The organism is Kribbella sp. NPDC051137, from assembly GCF_040682535.1.
Taxonomy (GTDB): Bacteria; Actinomycetota; Actinomycetes; order Propionibacteriales; family Kribbellaceae; genus Kribbella; species Kribbella karoonensis.
The window spans coordinates 695,970-719,024 of the sequence record NZ_JBFBBI010000004.1 but is presented as its reverse complement, the minus strand read 5'-3'; the positions used below and the strand labels follow the sequence as shown (position 1 = coordinate 719,024).

23 protein-coding genes and 1 riboswitch are annotated in these 23,055 nt (G+C 69.9%); of the genes, 20 read left to right on the top strand and 3 right to left on the bottom strand.

Annotated elements, in window-relative coordinates; genetic code table 11:
• Positions 1-10: 10 nt before the first annotated feature.
• From arc to AB0M51_RS24595, 9 genes are all read left to right on the top strand, one after another.
• Complete coding sequence (gene arc / locus AB0M51_RS24635; RefSeq protein ID WP_363750538.1) at positions 11-1,756, top strand: proteasome ATPase; 1,746 nt, start codon at positions 11-13, stop codon at positions 1,754-1,756.
• A gap of 110 nt (positions 1,757-1,866) precedes the next feature.
• The gene (locus AB0M51_RS24630; protein ID WP_344194964.1) at positions 1,867-3,003 is read left to right on the top strand and encodes a hypothetical protein; all 1,137 of its coding nucleotides are present in this window, start codon (positions 1,867-1,869) and stop codon (positions 3,001-3,003) included.
• A complete protein-coding gene (locus AB0M51_RS24625; protein WP_363750535.1) occupies positions 3,000-4,823 on the top strand; it encodes an AAA family ATPase in 1,824 nt (607 codons plus the stop codon). The genes AB0M51_RS24630 and AB0M51_RS24625 overlap by 4 nt, the downstream gene beginning before the upstream one ends.
• Positions 4,799-5,461: a 4Fe-4S cluster-binding domain-containing protein gene (locus tag AB0M51_RS24620; RefSeq protein WP_363750533.1), complete on the top strand. Its 663-nt coding sequence runs from the start codon at positions 4,799-4,801 to the stop codon at positions 5,459-5,461. The genes AB0M51_RS24625 and AB0M51_RS24620 overlap by 25 nt, the downstream gene beginning before the upstream one ends.
• Complete coding sequence (locus AB0M51_RS24615) at positions 5,449-6,042, top strand: FHA domain-containing protein (protein ID WP_363750531.1); 594 nt, start codon at positions 5,449-5,451, stop codon at positions 6,040-6,042. Before AB0M51_RS24620 ends, AB0M51_RS24615 begins: the two co-directional genes overlap by 13 nt.
• Positions 6,039-6,809 (top strand): PP2C family serine/threonine-protein phosphatase, encoded by a 771-nt coding sequence (locus AB0M51_RS24610; protein WP_363750529.1) that lies wholly within the window; start codon positions 6,039-6,041, stop codon positions 6,807-6,809. The genes AB0M51_RS24615 and AB0M51_RS24610 overlap by 4 nt, the downstream gene beginning before the upstream one ends.
• Entirely contained in the window at positions 6,806-7,576 is a 771-nt protein-coding gene (locus AB0M51_RS24605; protein ID WP_363750527.1) for a hypothetical protein, read from the top strand. Before AB0M51_RS24610 ends, AB0M51_RS24605 begins: the two co-directional genes overlap by 4 nt.
• Positions 7,573-10,239, top strand: coding sequence for a protein kinase (locus AB0M51_RS24600; protein WP_363750525.1), 2,667 nt, complete (start codon positions 7,573-7,575; stop codon positions 10,237-10,239). Before AB0M51_RS24605 ends, AB0M51_RS24600 begins: the two co-directional genes overlap by 4 nt.
• Positions 10,240-10,309: 70 nt before the next feature.
• A complete protein-coding gene (locus AB0M51_RS24595) occupies positions 10,310-10,657 on the top strand; it encodes a hypothetical protein (protein WP_344194978.1) in 348 nt (115 codons plus the stop codon).
• A 29-nt stretch (positions 10,658-10,686) separates the two neighbouring features.
• Here AB0M51_RS24595 and AB0M51_RS24590 read toward each other — a convergent pair whose 3' ends face one another.
• The 3 genes from AB0M51_RS24590 to AB0M51_RS24580 all read right to left on the bottom strand — a co-directional run bounded on the left by AB0M51_RS24590 (position 10,687) and on the right by AB0M51_RS24580 (position 13,460).
• Positions 10,687-11,580: a hypothetical protein gene (locus AB0M51_RS24590; RefSeq protein ID WP_363750523.1), complete on the bottom strand. Its 894-nt coding sequence runs from the start codon at positions 11,578-11,580 to the stop codon at positions 10,687-10,689.
• Positions 11,577-12,161, bottom strand: coding sequence for an RNA polymerase sigma factor (locus tag AB0M51_RS24585; RefSeq protein WP_344194982.1), 585 nt, complete (start codon positions 12,159-12,161; stop codon positions 11,577-11,579). The genes AB0M51_RS24590 and AB0M51_RS24585 overlap by 4 nt, the downstream gene beginning before the upstream one ends.
• A gap of 72 nt (positions 12,162-12,233) precedes the next feature.
• A complete protein-coding gene (locus AB0M51_RS24580) occupies positions 12,234-13,460 on the bottom strand; it encodes a phosphotransferase (protein WP_344194984.1) in 1,227 nt (408 codons plus the stop codon).
• Positions 13,461-13,533: 73 nt separating this feature from the next.
• Here AB0M51_RS24580 and dop point away from each other — a divergent pair, with 73 nt between their 5' ends.
• The 11 genes from dop (at position 13,534) to der (ending at position 23,022) form a co-directional block, all read left to right on the top strand.
• Positions 13,534-15,054, top strand: a complete 1,521-nt coding sequence (gene dop, locus AB0M51_RS24575) for a depupylase/deamidase Dop (protein ID WP_344194986.1) — start codon at positions 13,534-13,536, stop codon at positions 15,052-15,054.
• Positions 15,055-15,111: 57 nt separating this feature from the next.
• Positions 15,112-15,321 carry a ubiquitin-like protein Pup gene (locus AB0M51_RS24570; protein WP_130448384.1) on the top strand — a complete coding sequence of 70 codons (210 nt, stop codon included), beginning with the start codon at positions 15,112-15,114 and terminating at the stop codon, positions 15,319-15,321.
• 8 nt (positions 15,322-15,329) lie between these two features.
• The gene (gene prcB, locus AB0M51_RS24565) at positions 15,330-16,172 is read left to right on the top strand and encodes a proteasome subunit beta (RefSeq protein ID WP_344194988.1); all 843 of its coding nucleotides are present in this window, start codon (positions 15,330-15,332) and stop codon (positions 16,170-16,172) included.
• 25 nt (positions 16,173-16,197) lie between these two features.
• Positions 16,198-17,127, top strand: coding sequence for a proteasome subunit alpha (gene prcA, locus AB0M51_RS24560; RefSeq protein WP_344194990.1), 930 nt, complete (start codon positions 16,198-16,200; stop codon positions 17,125-17,127).
• Positions 17,124-17,735, top strand: a complete 612-nt coding sequence (locus AB0M51_RS24555; protein WP_344194992.1) for an NUDIX hydrolase — start codon at positions 17,124-17,126, stop codon at positions 17,733-17,735. The genes prcA and AB0M51_RS24555 overlap by 4 nt, the downstream gene beginning before the upstream one ends.
• A gap of 12 nt (positions 17,736-17,747) precedes the next feature.
• Positions 17,748-17,833: riboswitch (ZMP/ZTP riboswitch) on the top strand.
• A 19-nt stretch (positions 17,834-17,852) separates the two neighbouring features.
• Positions 17,853-18,713 (top strand): tetrahydrofolate dehydrogenase/cyclohydrolase catalytic domain-containing protein, encoded by an 861-nt coding sequence (locus AB0M51_RS24550; protein WP_344194994.1) that lies wholly within the window; start codon positions 17,853-17,855, stop codon positions 18,711-18,713.
• Between the two features lie 30 nt (positions 18,714-18,743).
• A complete protein-coding gene (aroH, locus tag AB0M51_RS24545) occupies positions 18,744-19,112 on the top strand; it encodes a chorismate mutase (RefSeq protein WP_344194996.1) in 369 nt (122 codons plus the stop codon).
• A gap of 10 nt (positions 19,113-19,122) precedes the next feature.
• Positions 19,123-20,187, top strand: coding sequence for a prephenate dehydrogenase (locus tag AB0M51_RS24540; protein WP_344194998.1), 1,065 nt, complete (start codon positions 19,123-19,125; stop codon positions 20,185-20,187).
• 30 nt (positions 20,188-20,217) lie between these two features.
• Positions 20,218-20,898, top strand: coding sequence for a (d)CMP kinase (gene cmk / locus AB0M51_RS24535; protein ID WP_363750519.1), 681 nt, complete (start codon positions 20,218-20,220; stop codon positions 20,896-20,898).
• A gap of 34 nt (positions 20,899-20,932) precedes the next feature.
• On the top strand, positions 20,933-21,658 hold the full coding sequence (locus tag AB0M51_RS24530; protein WP_363750517.1) for a lysophospholipid acyltransferase family protein: 726 nt from the start codon (positions 20,933-20,935) through the stop codon (positions 21,656-21,658).
• On the top strand, positions 21,655-23,022 hold the full coding sequence (gene der / locus AB0M51_RS24525; RefSeq protein ID WP_344195004.1) for a ribosome biogenesis GTPase Der: 1,368 nt from the start codon (positions 21,655-21,657) through the stop codon (positions 23,020-23,022). The genes AB0M51_RS24530 and der overlap by 4 nt, the downstream gene beginning before the upstream one ends.
• Positions 23,023-23,055: the final 33 nt, after the last annotated feature.

The following is a 23,055-nucleotide window of genomic DNA, read 5'->3' as shown; positions in this document are numbered from 1 at the left end:
TGGTGAGGTGATGATCGTGGCTGGAGACGAGAGTCCTACCGCGGCAGAACTGCGTAACCAGGTCCGGTACCTGGAGGCCGAAGTCGCGGCGTTGCGACGTCGGCTGCTCGAGCACCCGGCAGACAGCCGGTCGCTCGAGAGCAGGCTGTCCGAAACCCAGGCCTCCTTGGCGAGTGTCACCGCTCAGAACGAGCGGCTGGCCGACACGCTGCGGGAGGCGCGAGAGAAGATCATCGCCCTGAAGGAGGAAGTCGACCGGCTGGCGCAACCGCCGTCCGGGTTCGGCACCTTCCTCGGACGGAACGAAGACGACACGCTCGACGTGTTCACCGGCGGCCGGAAGCTCCGGGTCGCGGCGAGCCCGTCGGTGGACCTGGACGAGCTCAAGCTCGGCCAGGAACTGATGCTGAACGAAGCACTCAACGTGGTCGAGGCCTGCGAGTACGAGGTCGTCGGCGACGTGGTGATGCTCAAGGAGCTGCTCGCCGACGGCGAGCGGGCGCTGGTGATCGCGCAGGCGGACGAGGAGCGGGTGGTGCGGCTCGCGTCGCCGCTGCTCGACGTACCGCTGCGAGCCGGCGACTCGCTGCTGCTGGAGCCGCGCTCCGGGTATGTCTACGAGAAGATCCCGAAGTCCGAGGTCGAGGAGCTGATCCTCGAAGAGGTCCCGGACATCGACTACACGCACATCGGCGGTCTCGGCGGTCAGATCGACCAGATCCGGGACGCCGTGGAGCTGCCGTACCTGCACAAGGAGCTGTTCCTCGAGCACGAGCTCAAACCGCCGAAGGGTGTGCTGCTGTACGGCCCGCCCGGCTGCGGCAAGACGCTGATCGCGAAGGCAGTGGCGAACTCGCTGGCCAAGAAGGTCGCCGAGAAGACCGGTGCCGCCGGGCAGAAGTCGTTCTTCCTGAACATCAAGGGCCCGGAGCTGCTGAACAAGTACGTCGGCGAGACCGAGCGGCACATCCGCCTGGTCTTCCAGAGGGCCCGCGAGAAGGCGTCCGAGGGCGTGCCGGTGATCGTGTTCTTCGACGAGATGGACTCGCTGTTCCGGACCCGTGGCTCCGGTGTGTCGTCCGACGTCGAGAACACCATCGTTCCGCAGCTGCTGAGCGAGATCGACGGCGTCGAGGGCCTGGAGAACGTGATCGTCATCGGTGCCTCGAACCGTGAGGACATGATCGACCCGGCGATCCTGCGACCCGGCCGGCTGGACGTGAAGATCAAGATCGAGCGCCCGGACGCCGAGGCGGCCCGGGACATCTTCTCGAAGTACCTGACCGCCGGACTGCCGCTGCACACCGACGACGTGAACGAGTTCGGCGGCGACAAGCAGGCCTGCGTGGACGGGATGATCCAGCGCACCGTCGAGCGGATGTACACCGAGGCCGACGAGAACCGGTTCCTCGAGGTGACGTACGCGAACGGTGACAAGGAGGTCCTGTACTTCAAGGACTTCAACTCGGGCGCGATGATCCAGAACATCGTCGACCGGGCGAAGAAGATGGCGATCAAGGCATTCCTCGACGAGAACCAGAAGGGCCTGCGGGTGCAGCACCTGCTGCAGGCGTGCGTGGACGAGTTCAAGGAGAACGAGGACCTGCCGAACACCACCAACCCGGACGACTGGGCCCGGATCTCCGGCAAGAAGGGCGAGCGGATCGTCTACATCCGCACGCTCATCTCCGGCAAGCAGGGCACCGAGCCGGGCCGGTCGATCGACACCGCGACCAACACCGGTCAGTACCTGTAAGCAGCTCTACGCCGAACGCCCCCGGACCACATGGTCCGGGGGCGTTTCGCTGCGTCGGTCGACCGCTGTCCGTCAGATGACGGTGTGGGCGGGCGTCGGATGGGGGCTGGATGAGCGGGTCGACAGGTTTCGAGTACCGGGTTGTCAGCGCAGAGGAGTTGCGGCGCCGGGCGATCGAGGCGGCCACGGCGCGGGTGATCGCGCGGCAGACGGCGGTCCGGGTACTGCGGGCTTCGGTCGAGAAGACCGTGGCGGCCGGGGTGCCGGCTACCCGGACCGGGCGGCTGACGGGGCTTGCTCTCGAGCGGCTGACCGAGCTCGAGGGCGCTCTGGCGGCCGAAGAGGAGGCCATCGGGGCTGCCACGGTGCAGGCGCGGGCGGAACGGGCCCGGCAGACTCTCGCCTCCGAGATCGAGGCTCTGCAGGTCGCGCTACCGAGCATCCGGTTCCGGAGCACGACCCCGGCGCGGCGGCCGAGCGTGCGCACCGAGCCGTCCGAGCGGCTCGCTCGCCGGGTCGAGGCAGTACTCGAGCTGGCGCTCGGCCTGGACGATTCGGTCCGCGCCGACGTCCAGAAGCTGGCGGCAGTGGTCACGGACAGCGACTCGGGGCCGGCCAGGGCGATGAGCTTCCTGACCGAGATGGAGGCCAAGGTGACGCAGGCGGTCCGGCGTCAAAGGGCCGAGGAGCGGCGCCGACGGCGGGCGCACGAGCTCACTTACGAGTACGCCGTACTACTGGCTGACGACGGCGAGGCGGGCCGGCGAGCGCGAGCAGCCGTCGCACGCCTGGACGGAACGGACCCCGACGCCACCGCTCGCGAGCTCCGGGAACTCGACGCGCGGCGCGCCCAGGCGGCTGATCGACGGTTCGTCCTGGACCAGGCGACTGCGGTGCTGCATGACATGGGGTACGTCGTGGACGTCGAGCCGACGGACGGGACGACTGTGGCGGTGGCCGCGGACCCCGACTGGCCGCACCACGGGCTCAAAGTGGTGTTCCCCTCCGATGCCGGCGGGATGCACACGATCCCGGTCGCGTTCGACGAGACCGACGTCCGTGACGACCTGGCGTTCGAGGAATCGTCGTGTGACGTGGTGGACCGGTTGCGCGTCGGCCTCGACGGTCGCGGTGTGCCGACGGACCTGACCTATCGGCGGACGCCGGGTGAGCTTCCGGTGCAGCATCAGACGCGCCGGACGGCCGTCGGGAGAACCGAGACGAAGGTTAGGAGGCGGCAGCGATGAGTCCGCGCGGGCTGGACGACCACCCGGCGTGGTTGCGCGAGATCGACGCGTCGCTGACGGTGGCACCGGCGTACGTGCTGCACGGCAATCTCCGCGACCGCTATCTGGTACCGGGGGAGGGCGGCCGGTGGACGCCGCTCGATCTGCACCCGGCGTTGTGGGACACACTGCGGCGTAGTGGCTTCGCTGCCGTGCTGCGGCACACGCCGGTGGGGCTTCAGGTGCTGCCGAACGAGCCGGAGGCGACCCGGCTGGTGGCCCGCGTGACCGGGTTGAACGGTGAGCTGAACGGCAGGCCGATCGGACCGGACCAATTGACCGGCGTCCTGCGCGCCGTCACGTCGTGCCGGGACGCGCGACTCGCCCTGACCATCGACTACGTGTCCCAGTGGCGGCCGGCCGGGATCCCACCGACGGACGCCGAGCACGCGTTCATGCAGGCCGCGCTCGCGGTGGTTCACGACGCGCGGCCGATCGTCGTGGGCAGCCAGCGGACCAGCGGCTTGTTCAATCCGCTGATCTGGCTGGTGGACCGGCCTGCCGACCTGCCGCCGTGGCTGACCGGCGGGTCCGAAGGCATCCGGCAGATCTCGGTGCCCCAGCCGGAGCTGGGCGCGCGGCTGCGGCTCGCGCGCGGGCTGGTCGCGTCCATGCCCGGCGGCGACCGGCTGCCCGAGGAGGACCTGGAGAATGCCGCGGCGCGGTTCGCGGAGCGATCCGTCGGTATGTCGTTGCACGCGATGATCGCGACCACCCAGCTCGCCCTGGACCAGAGCCTCGGACCGGAGCGGATCGACGACGCGGTCCGCGCATACCGGATCGGGATGACCGAGAACCCCTGGGCTCATCCGGAGTTGCGGGCCCGTATCCGCAACGGCGAGGCGGTGCTGTCGGCGAAGGTGAAGGGACAGCGGCGCGCTGTCCGGCACGCGCTCGACATCCTGATCCGCTCGAACACCGGGATGACCGGCGCCGAGCGGGGCGGTGACGCGACCGGTCCGCGCGGAATCCTGTTCTTCGCCGGGCCGACCGGCGTCGGCAAGACCGAGCTCGCCAAGCGCATCACGCACCTCGTGTTCGGCGACGAGAACGCGTACGTGCGGTTCGACATGTCCGAGTTCGCCGCCGACCACTCAGAGGCTCGGCTGATCGGGTCGCCACCCGGGTACGAAGGACATGGCGAGGGCGGTGAGCTGACCAACGCCGTCCGGCAGCGGCCGTTCTGCGTGGTTCTGTTCGACGAGGTGGAGAAGGCACATCCGCGCATCCTGGACAAGTTCCTGCAGATCTTGTCCGACGGCCGGCTGACCGACGGCAGCGGCGACACGGTGCACTTCGGCGAGGCGATCATCGTGTTCACCTCGAACCTCGGCGTACCGGAGTTGCGGCCCGGCGAGGCCGTGCCGGTCGGTGCGGAGCTCGAGACCGCGGTGAAGAAGGCGATCGAGCACGAGTTCTCGGTGACGATCCACCGGCCCGAGCTGCTCGGCCGGATCGGCGACAACATCGTGGTGTTCGACTACATCGACCCGGTGACCGCCGTCGAACTGGCCGGGGAGTTCATCGGCAACGTCGTCCGGCGGGCCGCCGAGCAGCACCGTCTGGAGCTCACCGTGTCCGACGAGGTACGCCGGGATGTCGTCGAGCTGGCGGTGGCGGACCTGTCCAAGGGTGGCCGCGGCATCGGCCGCGTCGTCGAGTCGACGCTGGTGAATCCGCTGGCCCGAGCCTTGTTCGATCTGCCGGCCGGAACGACGGCTGTCACGGTCAAGGAGCTTGTCCGGGAGGAGGGCGGATGGTTCACGGTGAAGCTGGTCTGAGTCTCCGGATCGCCAGGGTTCTCGCGCCGGTCACGGTCCTGGGCCCCGGCCGGCGAGTGGTGCTCTGGGTCCAGGGCTGCGAGATCGGCTGCGCCGGTTGCGCCTCCGTGGATACCTGGGATCCGTCCGGTGGCGTCGAGGTGTCGACCGACGACGCCGCCGCGCTGCTCGCGGACCAGATCAGGGAGGCAGACCTGGACGGTCTGACGATCACCGGTGGTGAGCCGACAAGCCAGCCGCGGGCCGTGGCGGACGTCGTCGGCAGGGTGCGTGCGCACCTCGAGCCGGCGGCGGTCGACGTCCTCGTGTTCACAGGTCGCGCATACCCGGCAGCCGCCCGACTGGCCCCGGAACTCGTGGAGTCCGCGGAGTGCGTCGTGGCCGGCCCGTTTCGGCGGGAGCTGCCGGCCGTTGGGCGACTGGTGGCCTCGAGCAACCAGACCGTGCACTACCGGTCGGCGGTCGCGCGTGAACGCTACGAAGCCTGGCTGGCAGCACAGGGCGCCCGGCTCGAAGTGACCGTCGACCAAGGATCGGTGTTCCTGATCGGCCTACCGGGGCGCGACGACCTCGGGACCTTCGAGAGCCGCCTGCAGCGTCGCGGTGTCGACCTGACGGAGGTGTCGTGGCGACTGTGACCTGCCCGAACTGCGGAAGCAGCGTGGACGCGGACCGCTGGATCTGTCCGAGGTGTTTCTCCAACCTGACCAGTGCACCTACCGCCCCGGTCGCGACGGTCAGGCCCGCGACTCCGGTCCAGGAGGCGCCGGCGCCCCGAGCGACCGGCGTCTGCCCGCGTGACTGGTGTGGCGAGACCTACCCCGCGGGTGCGACCACCTGCCCCCGGTGTGCGCAGCCGGTGCCACCTCTCGACGTGCTGGCTACATCGCTCGGCGTCTCCGCCGTACGGATGCTGCTGCCGGACGGCGGCACCGTCGGCATCCGGCCGTACGCGATCGTCGTACTCGGCCGCGAGAGCCCCGATGCGAGGATCGCCGACAGCCTGGTGGCGTACGACGGTGTGTCGAGACTGCACGCCGAGCTGGTCGTGCGGGACACCGATGTGACCTTGGCGGACAGCGAGTCGACGAACGGCACCTGGGTCGACGGCCGCAAGGTCTCTCTCGACCCGGTGCCGCTCGAACTCGGGCAGCATCAGGTCCGCCTCGGTCAGGCGGCCCTCGTGGTGATCGACGTCGTCGCGGGAGGCAGCCGATGACGATCCTGCGGGTCGCTGCGAAGACACACGTCGGACGAGTACGGACCGAGAACCAGGACTGCCTGCTGCTCGACGCGTGGATCTCGGCCCGGGACGGCGCGTACGCCCGCAACCACACGCTCCGGGCCGGAGAGGCGCCGTACGTCGCGGCGGTGTGTGACGGGATGGGCGGACATGCCGGCGGGTCGGTGGCCTCGCGCCTGGCCGCGGCGAGCCTGGGCTCTCGTCCGTGGCCGGGCATCGACAGCGAGGTGGTGATCGAGCAGGTGGGGGCGGCGGCGCGGGCGATCCGGACGGTGTCGGACGACGTTCACGGACTGCGCGGACTGGGTTCGACGGTGGCCGGGGTTGCTGTGACGGCCACGCGGTTCAGCGTGTTCAGTGTCGGAGACAGCGCGGTTTTCCGGATCGCGGAAGGCTCGGTGGGTGAGCTCACGGTGCCGGACCGTCGGCCGGACCCGCACCGCGCCGGGGCGATGGTGCTGACCCAGAGCCTGTCGATGTTCACATCGTGCCCGGATCCGGCGGTGGAGACCTATCCGATCGTGCGACCGGTCCGGCTGCTCATCTGCAGCGACGGCCTGACCGACGTGGTCGCCCCGGACGTCTTGCGATCCCTGCTCAGCGGCCCGGTGGGCAGGGCCGGAGAAGCCGAGCGGGCGGTGACCGACCTGATCGCCGCCGCTCTGGGCAACAATGCTCCGGACAACGTGTCGGTCATCGTCGTGGACCTGGTCCCGAGCGAGCCCGCGGGGCCTGTCCGATGATCCCTGAACTCGTGCTCGCGCTGGTGTTCATGGTCGCCGTCATGGCGCTGATCATGAAGGACGCTGCGCCGTGGCGCGGCGGCACACGACTGCACGCCCGGCGCTGGTCGTTCCTCAGACGGTACGACGACGACACCAAGCTCTGGCCGTCTCTCGTACTTGGCGCCATCGCGGTCGGCGCACTCCTGGAGGTGGACCAGCTGCAAGGCTCTGCGGCCGGCTGCGGCGCCTTCCTCGGCCTGTTGTGCGGTCTTCTCTGGCGCTTCGGCCTGGACAAGCCCGGAGGGATCATCCTCGCGGGCATCTGTTTGGCCGGCTCGTCGGCCGATATCGCCGAGCTCGGCGAGACACATCCGGCCAACAGGCTGTATCCCTATGTGCTGCTCGGACTGCTGACCGCCTGCTATCTCGGCGGCGCTGTGTTCGGCGGCGTCCGCAATCTGCTCTCGGCACGCCGTGCACAGGCGTACTTCGCGATCGTCGACGTCGTGGTGTTCATGGTCAGCCCGGGTGGTGCCGACCTCTACTCGCTCGGGTTGTGGCGTCACCTGGGCTATCTCGCCGTGACCTGTCTGACCTGCGCCGCGCTCGGCTTCGTCGACGTGGGCATCGTCGTCGTTCTGATGGCGGCGGCCGCGGCCGTGACGAATTTCGTGCTGAGCAGCGGGAGCTCGTTGGACACGCCACTGGCAATCATCGCCGCGCTGGTCGCGGCCCGCGTGGCGCTGTATCGCCGGAGATCTTCCAACAGTGGGGTGGCACGATGACGGAACGACCTGTGTCCTGGAACGAGTCCGCGGACGAGAAGCCAACGCCGGTGACCAGGCACGAGGCTGAGCGACCCGCAGCGCCGGCGACCCGGCACGAGAGCGCGGGCGGGGCACCCGCGACCCGGCACGAGAGCGTCGACGGGCCGCCCGCGACCAGACACGAGGATGCGGGCGGCGCGCCCGCTACCCGGCACGAGGGGGAGCAGCAGCCGGTGCGGTCGCGCCGTCGATTGGTGTTCCCTCCGGCGGTGGAGGAGAAGTACGAGTACCTACGAGAGCTCTCGTCCGGTGGCGCGCAGGCCGACGTCGTACTGTTCCGCGACCTCGCCGACGGCACCGAGGTCGCGATCAAGATCTACCGCCCGGACGCGTCGAAGGTCCTCGACCGGGACGCGATCGAGCCGCTGACCGAAGCCGACGAGGAACACGTCCTGCGCTTCCGGCTCGAGTCCGACGAGTACCAGATCTGGGAGGTGCAGGAGTACTTCCCACTCGGCAGCCTGGAGGATCTCGTCAACCGGCGTGGCGGCGGAGCTCAGTCACCGGACTTCGTCCTCGACGTACTGCGCGAGATCGGCCAGGCGCTCGACCACGTGCACTCGCTCGGCGTCTGCCACCGCGACCTGAAGCCGCAGAACATCCTGATCCGCTCCGAGGACCCGCTCGACTGCGTGCTGGCGGACTTCGGCCTGGCACGCATGGGTGTGCTGTCCAACGCGATCGGCTCAGTCGCCGGAACGTACATCTACACCTCGCCCGAGGGCAGTATCGGGAAGGGCAACAAGGCCAACGACTGGTGGGGGCTCGGCGTCATCGCCCACGAGCTGCTGACCGGCCGCCACCTGCATGCGATCCCCGGTGGCGACGGGGTGCTCAGCGAGCTCCGGGTACGTGCCGCTTTCATGGAGCAGTCGTGGTCGTACGACGACGTGACCGATCCGCGCTGGCGTCTCCTGCTCGACGGTCTGCTGTCGCCGGCCGAAGGGCGCTGGGCCTGGACCGACGTCGACGAGTGGCTGGCGGGCGGCTCGCCCGCGGTCACCGCGATGTGGCCGAACCGGATCCCGACCAGCCAGCGGCGCGCCCGCAAGGCGTACCACTTCGCGGGGACGGAGTGCACCGAACCCGAGCAACTGGCGCGGGCGATCCGGGAGAACTTCATGATCGCCCGGGACCATCTGGCCGGAGTCCGCGTCGGTGACCTGCGGTCGTGGCTGCACGAGACCTGGGTCGGCGACGGCGCCGACGAGATCCTCGACGCCGCCCGCAGCGGGGCGACCTCGCCCGGCCGGGCGGCGGTCGAACTTCAGCTGCTGCTCGATCCGGATCACGAGCCGTCGTTCCGCGACCGAGAGCTCTCCAGTGCCGGGATCGCCGCCGCGATCACGGCTGCCAAGAAGGCGGACGCTGCGGCCGCCGAGTGGACGCGCGAGCTGCGCGGATCGTCGGTGCTGTCGGTCGTCGGCCGCCATGCGGAGGAGCCGCTGCTGTCCCGTGCCGACGAGCTCCTGACGATGTGGTGGCGCGATATCGACGCGGGCTCCCTGGCCGGCGGGCTGTGGGGATTGCCTGACCTCCGCGAGTTCACGGCTCCCGCGCGGCAGATGCTGGAGGGGATTCTGCTGGACTCGGCGTTGAACGCCGAGGCCCGTGGGCGCATCTGGAGCCGGGCCCGGGAACTGCTGGGCAAGGTGCCGGCGTCCGAGCGGTCGCGCACCGAGTTCCTGCACGCGCTGATCCCGGCCGGCCTGAAGCTGGAGTCGTTCCCGCAAGCCGCCTTCGTCTCACTCGTCTTCCCGCCGTGGTTCGAGCGCATCGCGGCGACGAAGCGCGAGGCCGAGGTGCGGGCGAAGGCCCAGCTCGAGGAGGAGCGGGCAGAGGCCCGTGCCAGGGCGAAAGCGGAGACGGCGCGCCTGAAGGAGGAGGCGCGCCGCGGGGTGGACGCCCGGGCCCGGCAACGGAGAGGCTCTGACTGGATGGCTGTGTGGGCTGGTGTGATCGCCTGCGCGACCGTGCTGGTCCCGTGGCTGGCCGGCCGCTACCTGCTCCGCGGGAGTTGGCCGCGGCGCGACTCCCCGGCCGTCTACGACTTCGACGCTCGACGGGGCGGTGCGTACTTCCTGACCGACTGGGTGACCGGTTGTCTCCTGGTCGGGGTCCTGGTCGCGGCGTTCATCCTGTTGCGTCCGTGGCGTCGGCGCGTCGCAATGGTGGTCGTTGCCGCACTCGGACTGGGCGCGATGTGGCACTGGGGCGTTGCCTACGTGCAGCGCGAGTGGAACAAACAGGAACTGGTGACGGCCGACATCCTGAGGTCCACGCCGTACCCCTTCGACTCGAAGTACTACACCTGCGGGTCGGCCAGCATGACCGCCGAGCGGCGCAACGCGGACGGGCACGATGAGACGACGGCCTACTCACTGTTCACCGCCCGGACCAAGGGCAGTACGTCGCAGGCGTGTGACCGGGTCGAGTTCTGGGAGGGCTGGCACCGAGTCAGGACCTTCACCCTCCGAGCACCCCAGTACGTCGACAGCAATGCCTTCTCCGGCGCCGTCAACGTCACCCAGAACACGACTGTGGCGAAGACCGTCTTCACAGTGCAGACGCGTTCGGGAAAAGTCACCTACAAGCTGCCGGCGCTTTTGGCCCGGGGGTAGAGATAACCCCCCGCGGGATCGGGGGGTTTTCCCGATTGGTGGGGTGGGGTGGTGGGCCTAGCGTGCTGGTATGGCGACGGACGATTTGCGCAAGGATCTGCGGGCCGCGGTGGCGGCGCGGCAGGAGCTCGGGGTGGAGTACGAGGCCGAGATCATCGACGGCTTCCTGGAGAAGCTCGACCAGCGGGACTTCCAGAGGCGCGCCGGGCTGCTGCCCGAGCCGGTGCCGGGCCGGGCGGTCAGGGCACCGAGCCGGGAGACCGACCCGGGTGGGCTGGCGCTGGCGATCGTCTCGATCGTCGCCGCCATCCCGATCACCGCGATCGCGGCCAACATGATGGGCAAGTCCGGCGTGCTGATCTGCTGGCTCGGCCTCGTCGGCATCAACCTCGCCCGCACCATGGCCCGCCGCCGGTAGCCCCCGCCGTCCGACGTGCCCGGCCGGGCTCAGCGGATCGGGATCTGCTTGTCCTGGTCGTCGAAGGCTCGGACCTCCATGGTGAGTCTCTGGCCGACGGTGAACTTTCCGGAGGCCTGGACCTCTGTGTAGGCGAAGCCGTCCTGGACGACGCCTCTGGTCCACGGGCCGGGCTTTCCGTTCAGGATGTAGCGGGCCTCGACGATGGCGACGTCCGGGTGCGCCCGGTACAGCCGCCACGCCTGCAGTGTGTGCAGGTCGTTCGTGAAGTCACCGTCCGTACTGCCGAGAGCCACCAGAGCACGCTGCGCCGTGGGCTCCGTCCGCCACGCCCGGTCATCCACCCGGCCGACGGCCCCGATCGCGCCGAGCTTGGCGCTCGCGGGAATGCGCGTCATGCAGAAGCGGTACCCGAGCTGCGCGCTGGACGGCCCGCCTCCCTTCCCAGGCGTACGGCCCTTCCCTGGCGTGCGGCCGGTGGGTGTCCCGGTCGGCCGTGCGCTGGACCCCTTCGTGTCGAGGGCCAGCGCCACCAACGTGGTGCTGTCCTTGGAGATGCCCCGGACGTGCCGGCTCCAGACGAGCTGTGCGGGACCCGCCTCGCCCGGGAACTGGCACTCGGCGACGAGCTTGGCCACGTCGGCCTGCGGCACTGCCCCGAGATCGACGCCCACCTTCGCTCCGGGCGAGACAAGCGGGGCCGAAGTACCGGCCACGCCGGCGCCGTCGGGTGACTTGTGCGTGACGGCGAGCGTGCCGGCGACCACCGCCGCGACTGCTCCGACGCTGACGACGGGAGCGATCCAGCGGCGGGCGTGGTGCCGGGTCTCGGGCCGGGTCCGCTCCAGCAGGTGGTTGCGCATCCGGGCGCGTTCGGCGGCGGTCAGCGGCGGGACGCGCGGCGGTTCGAGATCGGTGGTCATGAGAGCTCCTCGTTGAGGGCGACCCGGGTGAGCAGGTCGGGGAAACGGCGACGGGTGCGGTGCAGGCGGGCCTTGACGGTGCCTACCGGTACGCCGAGCGCGTCCGCGGTCTCGGCGACGGTGAGTCCGGACCAGACGACGAGTTCGAGCGTCTCGCGTTCGTGCCGGGGGAGTTTGGCGACGGCGCGACGGATCGCCGACATCTGCCGCTCGTCGTCGAGGCGACGGGCGACGTCGGGCGCGTGGTCGTCGGACGGGTCGGGACGCGGGATCCGGTCGACCAGTCCGCGCAGGCGGTTGGCGGTCCGGGCCAGCGCGCGGCACTCGTTGCCGGCCACGACGAGCAGCCAGCCGCGAGCGGTCGGCCCGGTGAGCGGTCCTGGTGGATTGCGCTGGAACCGTCGCCACGTGCTCAGGAACGTCGCCTGAACGACGTCGTCCGCCGTACTCCACGAAGCTGTCCGGCGGAACGCGAACGCCCGTATGTCGTCCGCGTACCGGTCGAACAGCTCTCCGAGGGCGAAGTGGTCGCCCACGCGCAACCGCTCCCAGAGCTCCTGGTCGGCTGATCCCGTAGCCATCGACGGCTCCGTATCGTCAGTCAGGATGATCTTCACATCAGCTAGTGACCGGCAACGGGCCGGATGGTTGCATCACAGGTGATGGACGATCTCGCGGATGCCGTTCCCGACCTCGTCGGGCAGATCGAGCCGCAGGCCGCGGTGTACGCCGTACCACGGGGAGAGCCGAGCCCAGTCGCGCGACCGCTCGATCAGGTCCGCGGCGGGCCGGTAACTGTCCAGGATCCCGGAGCGGACTGCGTCCGGCGCGCCGTTGAGCGGCCAGCAGAGGTCCAGCGCGGGGTCGCCGATCACCGCGTCGGTCCAGTCGATGACGCCGGTGATCCGCCCGTCGAGGGCGAGGATGTGTTCCGGTCCGAAGTCGCAGTGCACCAAGGAGGTCCGGACCTCTGCGACCCGGTCGAGCAGTCGCTCGGCGCGTTCGTGGACCTCGGCCGGCAGGAGCGGCACGATCTGCGCCCGGAACTCCGCCAGTTCGGCCGTCTTCGCCGCTCTGGAGGTCGCAGCGTCGAGTGCGCCGTACGCGACGGCTTCCACCGGGTCGACGCTGTGCAGGGCCTTCAGGAAGGCGCCCAGGGCGCGTCCGGTCGCCTCGTCCCCGCCCGCGAGTGGCTCGCCGAGGATGAGCCGGTGACGAACGCCGTCCGTTGTCGGCTCAGGTACCGGCACCGGCAGGGGGAGTTGCGGCGCGAGCCAGGGGAGGAGCGTGGCTTCGGCTGCCAGCCGTGGGCCGACCTCCGGGCGGCGGGCAGCCCGGTAGAGCCACGGCCCGTCGATCCAGGCGGCGCTGTCCCAGCCCTCGTTGATCGTCAGACTGCGGACGTACGCACCCAGCAGGCCGACGCTGTCCGGCATGAACTCCCACTCGTCGAACTTCGCCACCAGCTCCGCGGGCGACATCCACGCACCCCACGCGACCTCTTCCGGCTGATGCCGCACCGGACCGTCCCAGACGCAGGTGTACAGGTAGGCGTGGTACTGCGTGTTCTCGTCCGCGTAGTCGCCCTCCGGCAGCTGTGTCAGCTCCACGCCTGCGATCCCGAGCTCCTCCTCGAGCTCCCGTACGACGGCGTCGAACGGGTCCTCGCCCGCCGCCACGACACCTCCGGCGGCGAAGTCGTACCGGCTCGGGTAGACGTCCTTGGTCGGTGTCCGCCGGTGCACGTAGATCTCACCGGCCGGATTCCGGACGAGTACGCCGGTGGCCGAGTGCCGCAGGTTGTCACGCCGCATCACCGAGCGCGGCGCCGACCCGATCACCTGGTCATGGTCGTCCAGGATCGCCACCATCTCGTCCATCGAGGCAGTCTCACATGTAACCCTGTGGACACAGCAACACCTTTGGTCGCCGGTACCGCGTAGGCTCGTTCGCATGAGTGTTCGGCGGATCATGGGTACCGAGACCGAGTTCGGGATCTCGGTGCCGGGCCAGCCCGGGGCGAACCCGATGCTGACCTCGAGCCAGGTGGTGAACGGCTACGCCCAGACGCAGCCGCTCGCGCGCAAGACCCGGTGGGACTTCGACGAGGAGCACCCGTTACGGGACGCGCGCGGGTTCGACCTCAGCCGGGAGGTGGCGGACTCCAGCCAGCTCACCGACGAGGAGACCGGCCTGGCGAACGTGATCCTCACCAACGGCGCCCGGCTGTACGTCGACCACGCCCACCCGGAGTACTCCGCGCCCGAGACCACGAATCCGCGGGACGCGGTCGTCTGGGACAAGGCCGGCGAGCTGGTGATCATGGAGGGCGCCCGCCAGGCCCGGCTGATCCCGGGCGCGCCGCAGCTGAACCTCTACAAGAACAACGTCGACAACAAGGGCGCGTCGTACGGCGCCCACGAGAACTACCTGATGCGCCGGTCCACGCCGTTCGCGTCGATCGTCCGGCACCTGACGCCGTTCTTCGTGAGCCGTCAGGTGGTGACCGGCGCCGGCCGCGTCGGGATCGGCCAGGACGGCGCCACGCACGGGTTCCAGATCAGCCAGCGCGCGGACTACTTCGAGGTCGAGGTCGGCCTGGAGACCACGCTGAAGCGGCCGATCATCAACACCCGCGACGAGCCGCACGCGAACCCGGACCGCTACCGGCGGCTGCACGTGATCATCGGCGACGCGAACCTGTCCGAGATCTCGTCGTACCTGAAGGTCGGCACCACCTCGCTGGTGCTGGCGATGATCGAGGACGGCTGGCTGACCGACGACCTCGGCGTCGACCGGCCGGTGACAGCGCTGCACGAGGTCAGCCACGACCCGACGTGCACGCACCTGCTGACGCTGAAGGACGGCCGCAAGATCACCGCTGTCCAGTTGCAGGCGGAGTACCTCGAGCAGGCCCGGAAGTACGTCGAGGACAAGTACGGCGACGACGCGGACCGGCAGACCAAGGACGTGCTGCACCGCTGGGAGCAGATCCTGGACCAGCTGGCACTGGACCCGATGAAGTTGTCGGATCAACTGGACTGGGTGGCGAAGTACAAGCTGCTCCAGTCCTACCGCGACCGCGACGGCCTGGACTGGGACGACCCGAAGCTGCACCTGGTCGACCTGCAGTACGCCGACCTGCGCCCGGACAAGGGGCTCTATTACAAGTTGGTGAAATCCGGCCGGATGCAGCGGATCGTCACCGACGAGGAGATCCGGATGGCGGTCGCACACCCGCCGACGGACACCCGGGCGTACTTCCGGGGCCGCTGCATGCAGCAGTACGCGCCGCAGGTCGCGGCCGCCTCGTGGGACTCGGTGATCTTCGATCTGCCGGGCAAGGAATCGCTCCAGCGCATCCCCACCCTGGACCCGCTGCGGGGCACCAAAGCGCATGTCGGGGCACTTCTTGACCAATGCGACACCGCGAGTGACCTGGTTCGCACCATTACTGGGGGCGGCGCCGGGTAGGGTCGCTAGTGAAGGCCGATTTGGGCGGCCTTCCCAGCGGTTCTAGGAGGTGGCCATATGGCGAAGGACGGCGGTCAGCAGCACAAGCAGCCGAAGCGTTCGTCGACCGAGGAAGAGGTCGAGCAGGTCGAGGCGTCGGAGGATGTCCAGGAGCGCAAGGAGCGGCTCGACGAGGACGTCGACTCGATCCTGGACGAGATCGACGAGGTCCTCGAGGAGAACGCCGAGGAGTTCGTCCGCGGATTCGTGCAAAAGGGTGGGGAGTGAACCGCTCGATGACATCTGATGCCTCCGGCCGGCTGCCGGAAGCCTTCCTGACCCCGGGCGGCTCGTCGTTCATGGACTTCCTGGCCGGGCACGCGCCCGACCTGTTGCCCGGACGGCGGTCGCTCGGGCAGGGCGACCTGTCCAGTGAGGTCCCGCACGGCACGACCATCGTCGCCGCCACCTTCCCCGGTGGCGTGATCATGGCCGGCGACCGGCGGGCCACGATGGGCAACATCATTGCCCAGCGTGACATCGAGAAGGTGTTCCCGGCCGACGAGTACTCGGCGGTCGCCTTCGCCGGCTCGGCCGGTTTCGGGATCGAGATGGTCCGGCTGTTCCAGGTCGAGCTGGAGCACTACGAGAAGCTCGAGGGCGCGACGCTGAGCCTGGACGGCAAGGCGAACCGGCTCAGCGCGCTGATCCGGGGCAACCTGCCGATGGCGATGCAGGGCCTCACCGTGGTGCCGCTGTTCGCGGGGTACGACGAGGACATCAAGGGCGGGCGGATCTTCTCCTACGACCCGACCGGCGGGCGGTACGAGGAGACCCACTTCTACAGCGTCGGATCGGGCTCGCTGTTCGCCCGCGGCGCGCTGAAGAAGCTCTACCGCGAGGACCTGTCCGAGACCGACTGCGTGACGGTGGCGATCCAGTCCCTGATCGACGCCGCCGACGACGACTCGGCGACCGGTGGCCCGGACATGCTGCGGCGGATCTTCCCGGTGGTCGGCGTGGTCACCGCGGACGGTTACCGGCGGCTGCCCGAGGACGAGGTGGCCTCCCTGGTCGACGCGGCCTGGGAGCAGCGGCACCAGCGTCCCGACGGCCCGGCCGCGCCGTCCCTGACCTGATCACCCCGAACTCACAGAGGACTCGATGAGCGTTCCTTTCTACGTCTCGCCCGAGCAGCTGATGCGGGACCGGGCGGACTTCGCCCGGAAGGGCATCAGCAAGGGCCGCAGCGCGATCGCGCTGCAGTATGCCGACGGCATCCTGTTCGTCGCGGAGAACCGGTCGCCCGCGTTGCACAAGGTGGCCGAGATCTACGACCGGATGGCCTTCGCCGCCGTCGGCCGGTACAACGAGTTCGAGAACCTGCGGATCGCCGGCGTCCGGCTCGCCGACATGCGCGGGTACTCGTACGACCGCCGTGACGTGACCGGCCGCGCGCTCGCCAACGCGTACGCGCAGACCCTCGGCGCGATCTTCTCCTCCGGCGGCGAGAAGCCGCTCGAGGTGGAGATCCTGGTCGCGGAGGTCGGCGCGAGCGCCGGCGACGACCAGATCTACCGGCTCACGTACGACGGTTCGATCGCCGACGTGCAGGGGTACGCCGTGATGGGCGGCCCGGCCGACCAGGTCGCGGACTACGTCGGCGAGCACTACCAGGAAGGCATCTCGCTGGCGGGTGCGCTCCGGCTCGCGGTCGACGCCCTGGCCCACGACGGCACCGAGGTCCGGCAGTTGACGCCGGACCAGCTCGAGGTCGCTGTGCTGGACCGGACCCGGTCACAGGTGCGCAAGTTCAAGCGGATCTCCGAGGAGACGCTGGAACGGATCCTGTCCGAGTCCCGCCCGGCCACCGCCCCCTCCGACGCCGACTCCTCCGACGCCGACTCCTCCGACGGCGACTCCTCCGAGGAGGCGTCCGACGGCGGGAACGGTGCCGGCGCCGGCTCGGCCGGTGAGTCTTCGGCGAAGGCCGAGGACGCCGGATCCACCGAGGCCCCGGTCGCCCCGCCGTCCGACGATGACGACGCACCGGTGGCCCCGCCGGAAGACCCCGACGACAACCGTCCGCTGTGACGGACCAGATCGAGAGCTCAGCCGCCACGGAAAACGTGGCGGCTGAGCTGTCTACGGCACCCGCCGACCCGGCTCCGTGGGAGTTGCTGGGGGAGGAGGTCGGGTTCGAGCGCTTCCTGTCGGTGCGCCTCCGGCGGTACCGGATGCCCGACGGGCGCGAGGTCGAGTGGGATGTGTCCGGGCGCGAGGCCGGGGTGGACGCCGGCGTGACGGTGTTGCCGTTGACGCCGGAGGGGCGGATCGTGACGATCCGGATGTTCCGCGCCGGACCCGATACCGTGGTCACGAACCTTCCGGGCGGTCTCGTCGAGCCCGGCGAGGAGGTCGCGGTGGCGGGCGCCCGCGAGCTCGAGGAGGAGACCGGGTACACCTGCGAGACCCTCGACGTGGTCGGCTGGCAATGGTCCGGTGCGTCCTCGACGTTCCGCAAGTACGTCGCGATCGCCCGTGGCTGCCGTCCCGACGGCAAACAGCAACTCGACGAGACCGAGGACTGCGTCCCGGTCGAACTCACCGTCGACGCTTTCCGCGCCGAACTCCGCAACCCCGGCGCGATGACCGGCATCGACGCCGCCTACCTCGCCCTCGACCACGCCGGCCTGCTCTGACCCGGTACTCTGAAGCCGGACCGCGACTGGCGTTGAGGTGGATGAACCACCGGGGAACGGTCTGCCATCCGGCTTCGCCGCGCGCCTGGGCACCTTCGAACGTCGAGGAGTGCGCGCATGAGTGCTGAGCTGATGATCGGGACCGACCTCGCCGCCGAGATGGTGGCCAAGGCGGCGGAGCGGGCGAGCGCCCTGCAGGAGAAGTACGGCGTACAGCCGTGCCTGGCGACCGTGCTGGTCGGCGACGACCCGGCGTCCGCGACCTACGTACGGATGAAGCAGAACCGGTCGAAGAAGGCGGGCATCGCGTCCCGCAGCGTCGTCCTGCCGGCCACCACGACCACGGAGGAGCTGGTCGCGGAGCTCACCAAGCTGTCGGAGGACCCGGCGGTGCACGGGATCCTGCTGCAGCACCCGGTGCCCGCGCAGATCGACGAGCGGGCCGCCTTCGAGGCGATCGACCCGGCCAAGGACGTGGACGGCGTGACGATGCGATCGTTCGCGGCGATGGCCTTCGGGGATCCCGGGTTCCGGTCCGCGACGCCCGGCGGGATCATGCGGCTGCTGGCGGCGTACGACGTACCGCTCGAGGGCGCGCACGCGGTCGTGATCGGCCGCAGCCCGATCCTCGGCAAGCCGGCCGGCATGTTGCTGCTGGCATCGAACGCGACCGTCACGTACGCGCACTCCCGGACCCGCGACCTCGCCGACCTGGTGCGGACCGCCGACGTGGTGATCGCCGCCGTCGGCAAGCCGAACTTCGTCCGCGGCGACTGGCTGAAGCCGGGCGCGGTGGTGGTCGACGCCGGGTACAACGAGGGCAACGTCGGCGACGTGCACTTCGCCGAGGCGGCCGAGGTCGCGCGGCTGATCACCCCGGTGCCGGGCGGTGTCGGCCCGATGACGATCGCGCTGCTGCTGGAGCAGACGGTCGACGCGGCTGAGACGGCTGTCCACGCCTTGACTACCCTGAACTAGGGTTGGGGGAGACGAACTAGGAGGCGACACGTGGCGGTACGCGCGATCCGGGGGGCCACCCAGCTGGACGTGGACGAGCGCGAGCATCTGCTCGAGCGGACCGCGGAGCTGGTGAAGGCGGTCCTGGAGGCGAACGATCTGGAGAACGAGGATCTGATCAGCATCCTGTTCACGGTCACGTCGGACCTCCGCTCGGAGTTCCCGGCGGTCGCGGGCCGCCAGATCGGGCTCACCGACGTACCGCTGATCTGCATGCAGGAGATCCCGGTGCCGCACGCGTTGCCGCGCGTCGTCCGGCTGATGCTGCACACCGAGACACCGCGTTCGCGGGACAAGATCCAGCACGTGTACCTGCACGGCGCGGTCGCTCTGCGCCCAGACCTGACCGGCGCCCAGTGAAGGCGACACGGTGACCGAACTGCGCGGCCCGGTCCGCATTGTCGGGACCGGGTTGATCGGGACGTCGATCGGGCTGGCGCTGGCCCGGCTGGGGGTGGTTGTCGAGCTCGTCGACGGCAACCCCGACAACGCGTTGATGGCCGAGCGGATCGGCGCCGGCTCGCGGCAGGTGGAGATCGAGCCGCAGCTCGTCGTGGTCGCCGTACCGCCGGATCATGTCGGCGCGGTCGTCGCCGCGCAGCTCGACCAGACCACAGCGGTCGTGACGGACGCGGCCAGCGTGAAGAGCAAGCCGCTCGCGGACGCACGCAAGCTGGCGGAGGACGTCAGCAGGTACGTCGGAAGCCACCCGATGGCCGGCTCGGAACGCAACGGCCCGCTGGCCGCGCGCGCCGACCTGTTCGACGGGGCCACCTGGGCGATCACCCCGCACGAGACCAGCGATCCGCAGGCCGTGGATCTGGTACGGCGGCTGGCCGAGGCGTGCGGTGCCCGGACGGTCGAGATGTCCGTGGCGGACCACGACCTCGGCGTCGCACGGGTCTCCCACCTGCCGCACCTGATGTCCGCGCTCGCCGCCGGGACGCTGGCCGACGCGCCGTCGTCGCACCTCGAACTGTCCGGCCAGGGCGTCCGCGACGTCACCCGGATCGCGGCCGGCGACCCCCGGCTGTGGACCCAGATCGTGTCCGCGAACTCGACCGCGCTGACCGGCCTGCTGGAGCAGATCCGCGGCGAGCTCGACCGGCTACTGGTTGCCCTCGGCAAGGAAGAGGCGGGCGAGGAGCTGACCGCGATCCTCGGCCAGGGGGTGTCCGGCGCGATCCGGGTACCGGGCAAGCACGGTGCCCCGCACATCGACCTGGTCACGGTCCTGGTGACGATCCCGGACCGCCCCGGCCAGCTGGCGAAACTGTTCGCCGACGCCGCCGAGTCCGGAGCCAACGTCGAGGACCTGCGGATCGATCACAGCCCCGGCCGGCCGGTCGGTGAGGTCGAACTCTCGGTCAAACCCGGCACCGTCGACCAACTGGTCGACGCCCTGACCACCCGCGGGTGGGTAGTCCACGTCTGAGTGTCCCCGCCCGAAGGTAATCTTCGGGGCATGATCATCGCTGTGGACGGGCCGAGCGGCTCCGGTAAGTCGAGCACCGCCCGCGGAGTGGCCACCCGGCTCGGTCTGCGGTACCTGGACACCGGCGCGACGTACCGCGCGGTGACCTGGTCGGCGGTCGAACGCGGGCTGGACCTGGACGACACGGCGGCGGTCGCGCAGCGCGCCCGGGATCTGGAGCTGGAGGTCAGCACCGACCCGGGACGGCAGTTCGTGATCGCCGACGGGACCGACATCACGACCGCGATCCGGGAGCCCCGGATCAGCGAGGTGGTCTCGAAGGTCGCCACCAACCTGGATGTCCGCGCGGAGCTGATCCGGCGCCAGCGGGCGATCATCGACGACGCGCAGGCGAGCGGCGGGATCGTCGTCGAGGGCCGCGACATCGCCACCGTGGTCGCCACGGACGCGGAGCTGAAGGTGCTGCTGACCGCGGACCAGGACGCCCGGATGGCGCGCCGCGGTGCCGAGTTGGCGGCCGGCTCCGTGACCGCGGCGGAGCTCCGCGACCAGATCGTCCGGCGGGACGCGGACGACTCGACGGTGTCGGAGTTCCAGGTCGCCTCCGACGGAGCGGTCACGATCGACTCCACGGACCTGACGCTAGAGGAGGTCGTCGACGTGATCAGCCGGCTCGCCATGGAGACCGTCCCTCGAGGCCGGGGGCTATGACCGTACTTCTGACCGCGCCGCCGGCACCGGCGTCGTGACGGCGGAGATCACGGGGCACCGGGAGTTGCCCCGAACCGACGATCTGCCGCCGCTGCCGTACCGGCTCGCGCTGCCGCTGCGCGCAGTGGCCAAGGTGTACTTCCGGCACAAGTACGACCTCACAGTGCATCACCAGGACCGGTTCCCGCTGACCGGTCCGTTGCTGATGACACCGAACCACCTGAGCCTGCTGGACGCCCCGCTGCTCGGCGCGATCGCGCCGCGGATGCTGCACCAGCTCGGCAAGATCGAGGTTTTCGGCGGGCTGCAGGGCAAGTTCCTGCACCGGATCGGGCAGATCCCCGTCGACCGCTCGTCGTACGACATGCTCGCGGTCCGGAAGTCGATCCAGGTGCTGCGGGACGGCCGGGTGCTGAACATCTACCCGGAGGGCACCCGCGGGCCGGGCGACTTCAGCCGGATCCGGATCGGGACGGCGTACCTGGCGATGGTCACCGGGGCGCCGATCCTGCCGGTGGCGCTGATGGGTACGCGGTTGCCGGACGGCGGCGTGGAGGGTCATCCGCCGGCCGGAAGCCGGATCGACGTGGTGTACGGCGAGCCCTTCTCGGTCGACCGCGTACCCTTTCCCAGGAGACATTCCGACGTACAGGCGGTCGCCGACCACATCGGTGACGTGCTGCGCGCCCATGTGAAGGCGGCCGTCGACGAAACCGGCCACCCACTTCCGGGCTGGCGAGACCAGAGGGACCCTGAATGACTGACCTGCCCACCGAAGTACCGACGCACGAGCGCGACGACGCCGGCCCGCTGCCGGTGCTCGCGATCGTCGGGCGGCCGAACGTGGGCAAGTCCACGCTGGTCAACCGCATCATCGGCCGCCGCGAGGCGGTCGTCGAGGACACTCCGGGCGTCACCCGGGACCGGGTGTCGTACGACGCCAACTGGGCCGGTCGCGAGTTCACCGTCGTCGACACCGGCGGCTGGGACCCGGACGCGGTCGGGATGGCCGCCCTGGTCGCGGCGCAGGCCGAGGTCGCGATCAACGCGGCCGACGCGGTGCTGTTCGTGGTCGACGCGGTGGTCGGCATCACGGACGCCGACGAGGCCGTGGTCCGGGTGCTGCGGAAGTCCGGGAAGCCCGTCGTACTGGCCGCCAACAAGGTCGACGACCAGCGCATCGAGGCCGAGGCGATGAACCTCTGGGCGCTCGGCATCGGCGAGCCGTTCCCGATCTCGGCCATGCACGGCCGCGGTACCGGCGACATGCTGGACGCGGTCCTGGCCGCGCTGCCCGAGGCGCCGCCAGAGCGGGACGCGGAGCTCGGCGGCCCGCGGCGGGTGGCGATCGTCGGCAAGCCGAACGTCGGCAAGTCGTCGCTGCTGAACAAGGTCGCCAAGGAGGACCGGGTCGTCGTCAGCGACGTCGCCGGGACGACGGTGGACCCGGTCGACGAGCTGATCACGCTGAGCGGCACGGATTACCGGTTCATCGACACCGCCGGCATCCGGCGCAAGGTCAAGAACTCCCAGGGCCACGAGTACTACGCCTCGCTGCGGACCAACGCCGCGATCGAGCGGGCCGAGGTCGTCGTGGTCGTGATCGACTCGTCGGAGTCGATCACCGAGCAGGACCTGCGGATCATGAACGCGGTCGAGGAGGCCGGCAAGGCGCTGGTGATCGCGTACAACAAGTGGGACCTGATGGACGACGAGCGCCGGTACTACCTGGAGCGCGAGATCGACCGCGACCTGGTGCAGTTCCGCTGGGCGCCGCGGGTGAACATCAGCGCGCTCACCGGCTGGCACATGGACAAACTCGTCCCGGCGATCGAGGCCGCCCTCGAGGGCTGGCAGACCCGCGTCCCGACCGGCCAGCTGAACGCGTTCCTGGGCCGCCTGGTGGCCGCGCACCCGCACCCGGTGCGGTCCGGCAAGCAGCCGAAGATCCTGTTCGGCACCCAGGCCACCACGATGCCCCCGACCTTCGCGATCTTCACCTCCGGCCAGATCGAGGCGTCCTACCAACGCTTCATCGAACGCCGCCTCCGCGAGGACTTCGGCTTCGTCGGCAGCCCCGTCCACGTCCAGATCCGAGCCCGCCAAAAGAACAAGAAACGCTGACCAGACCCTGGTAAGAATTGGCCACTCGGATGC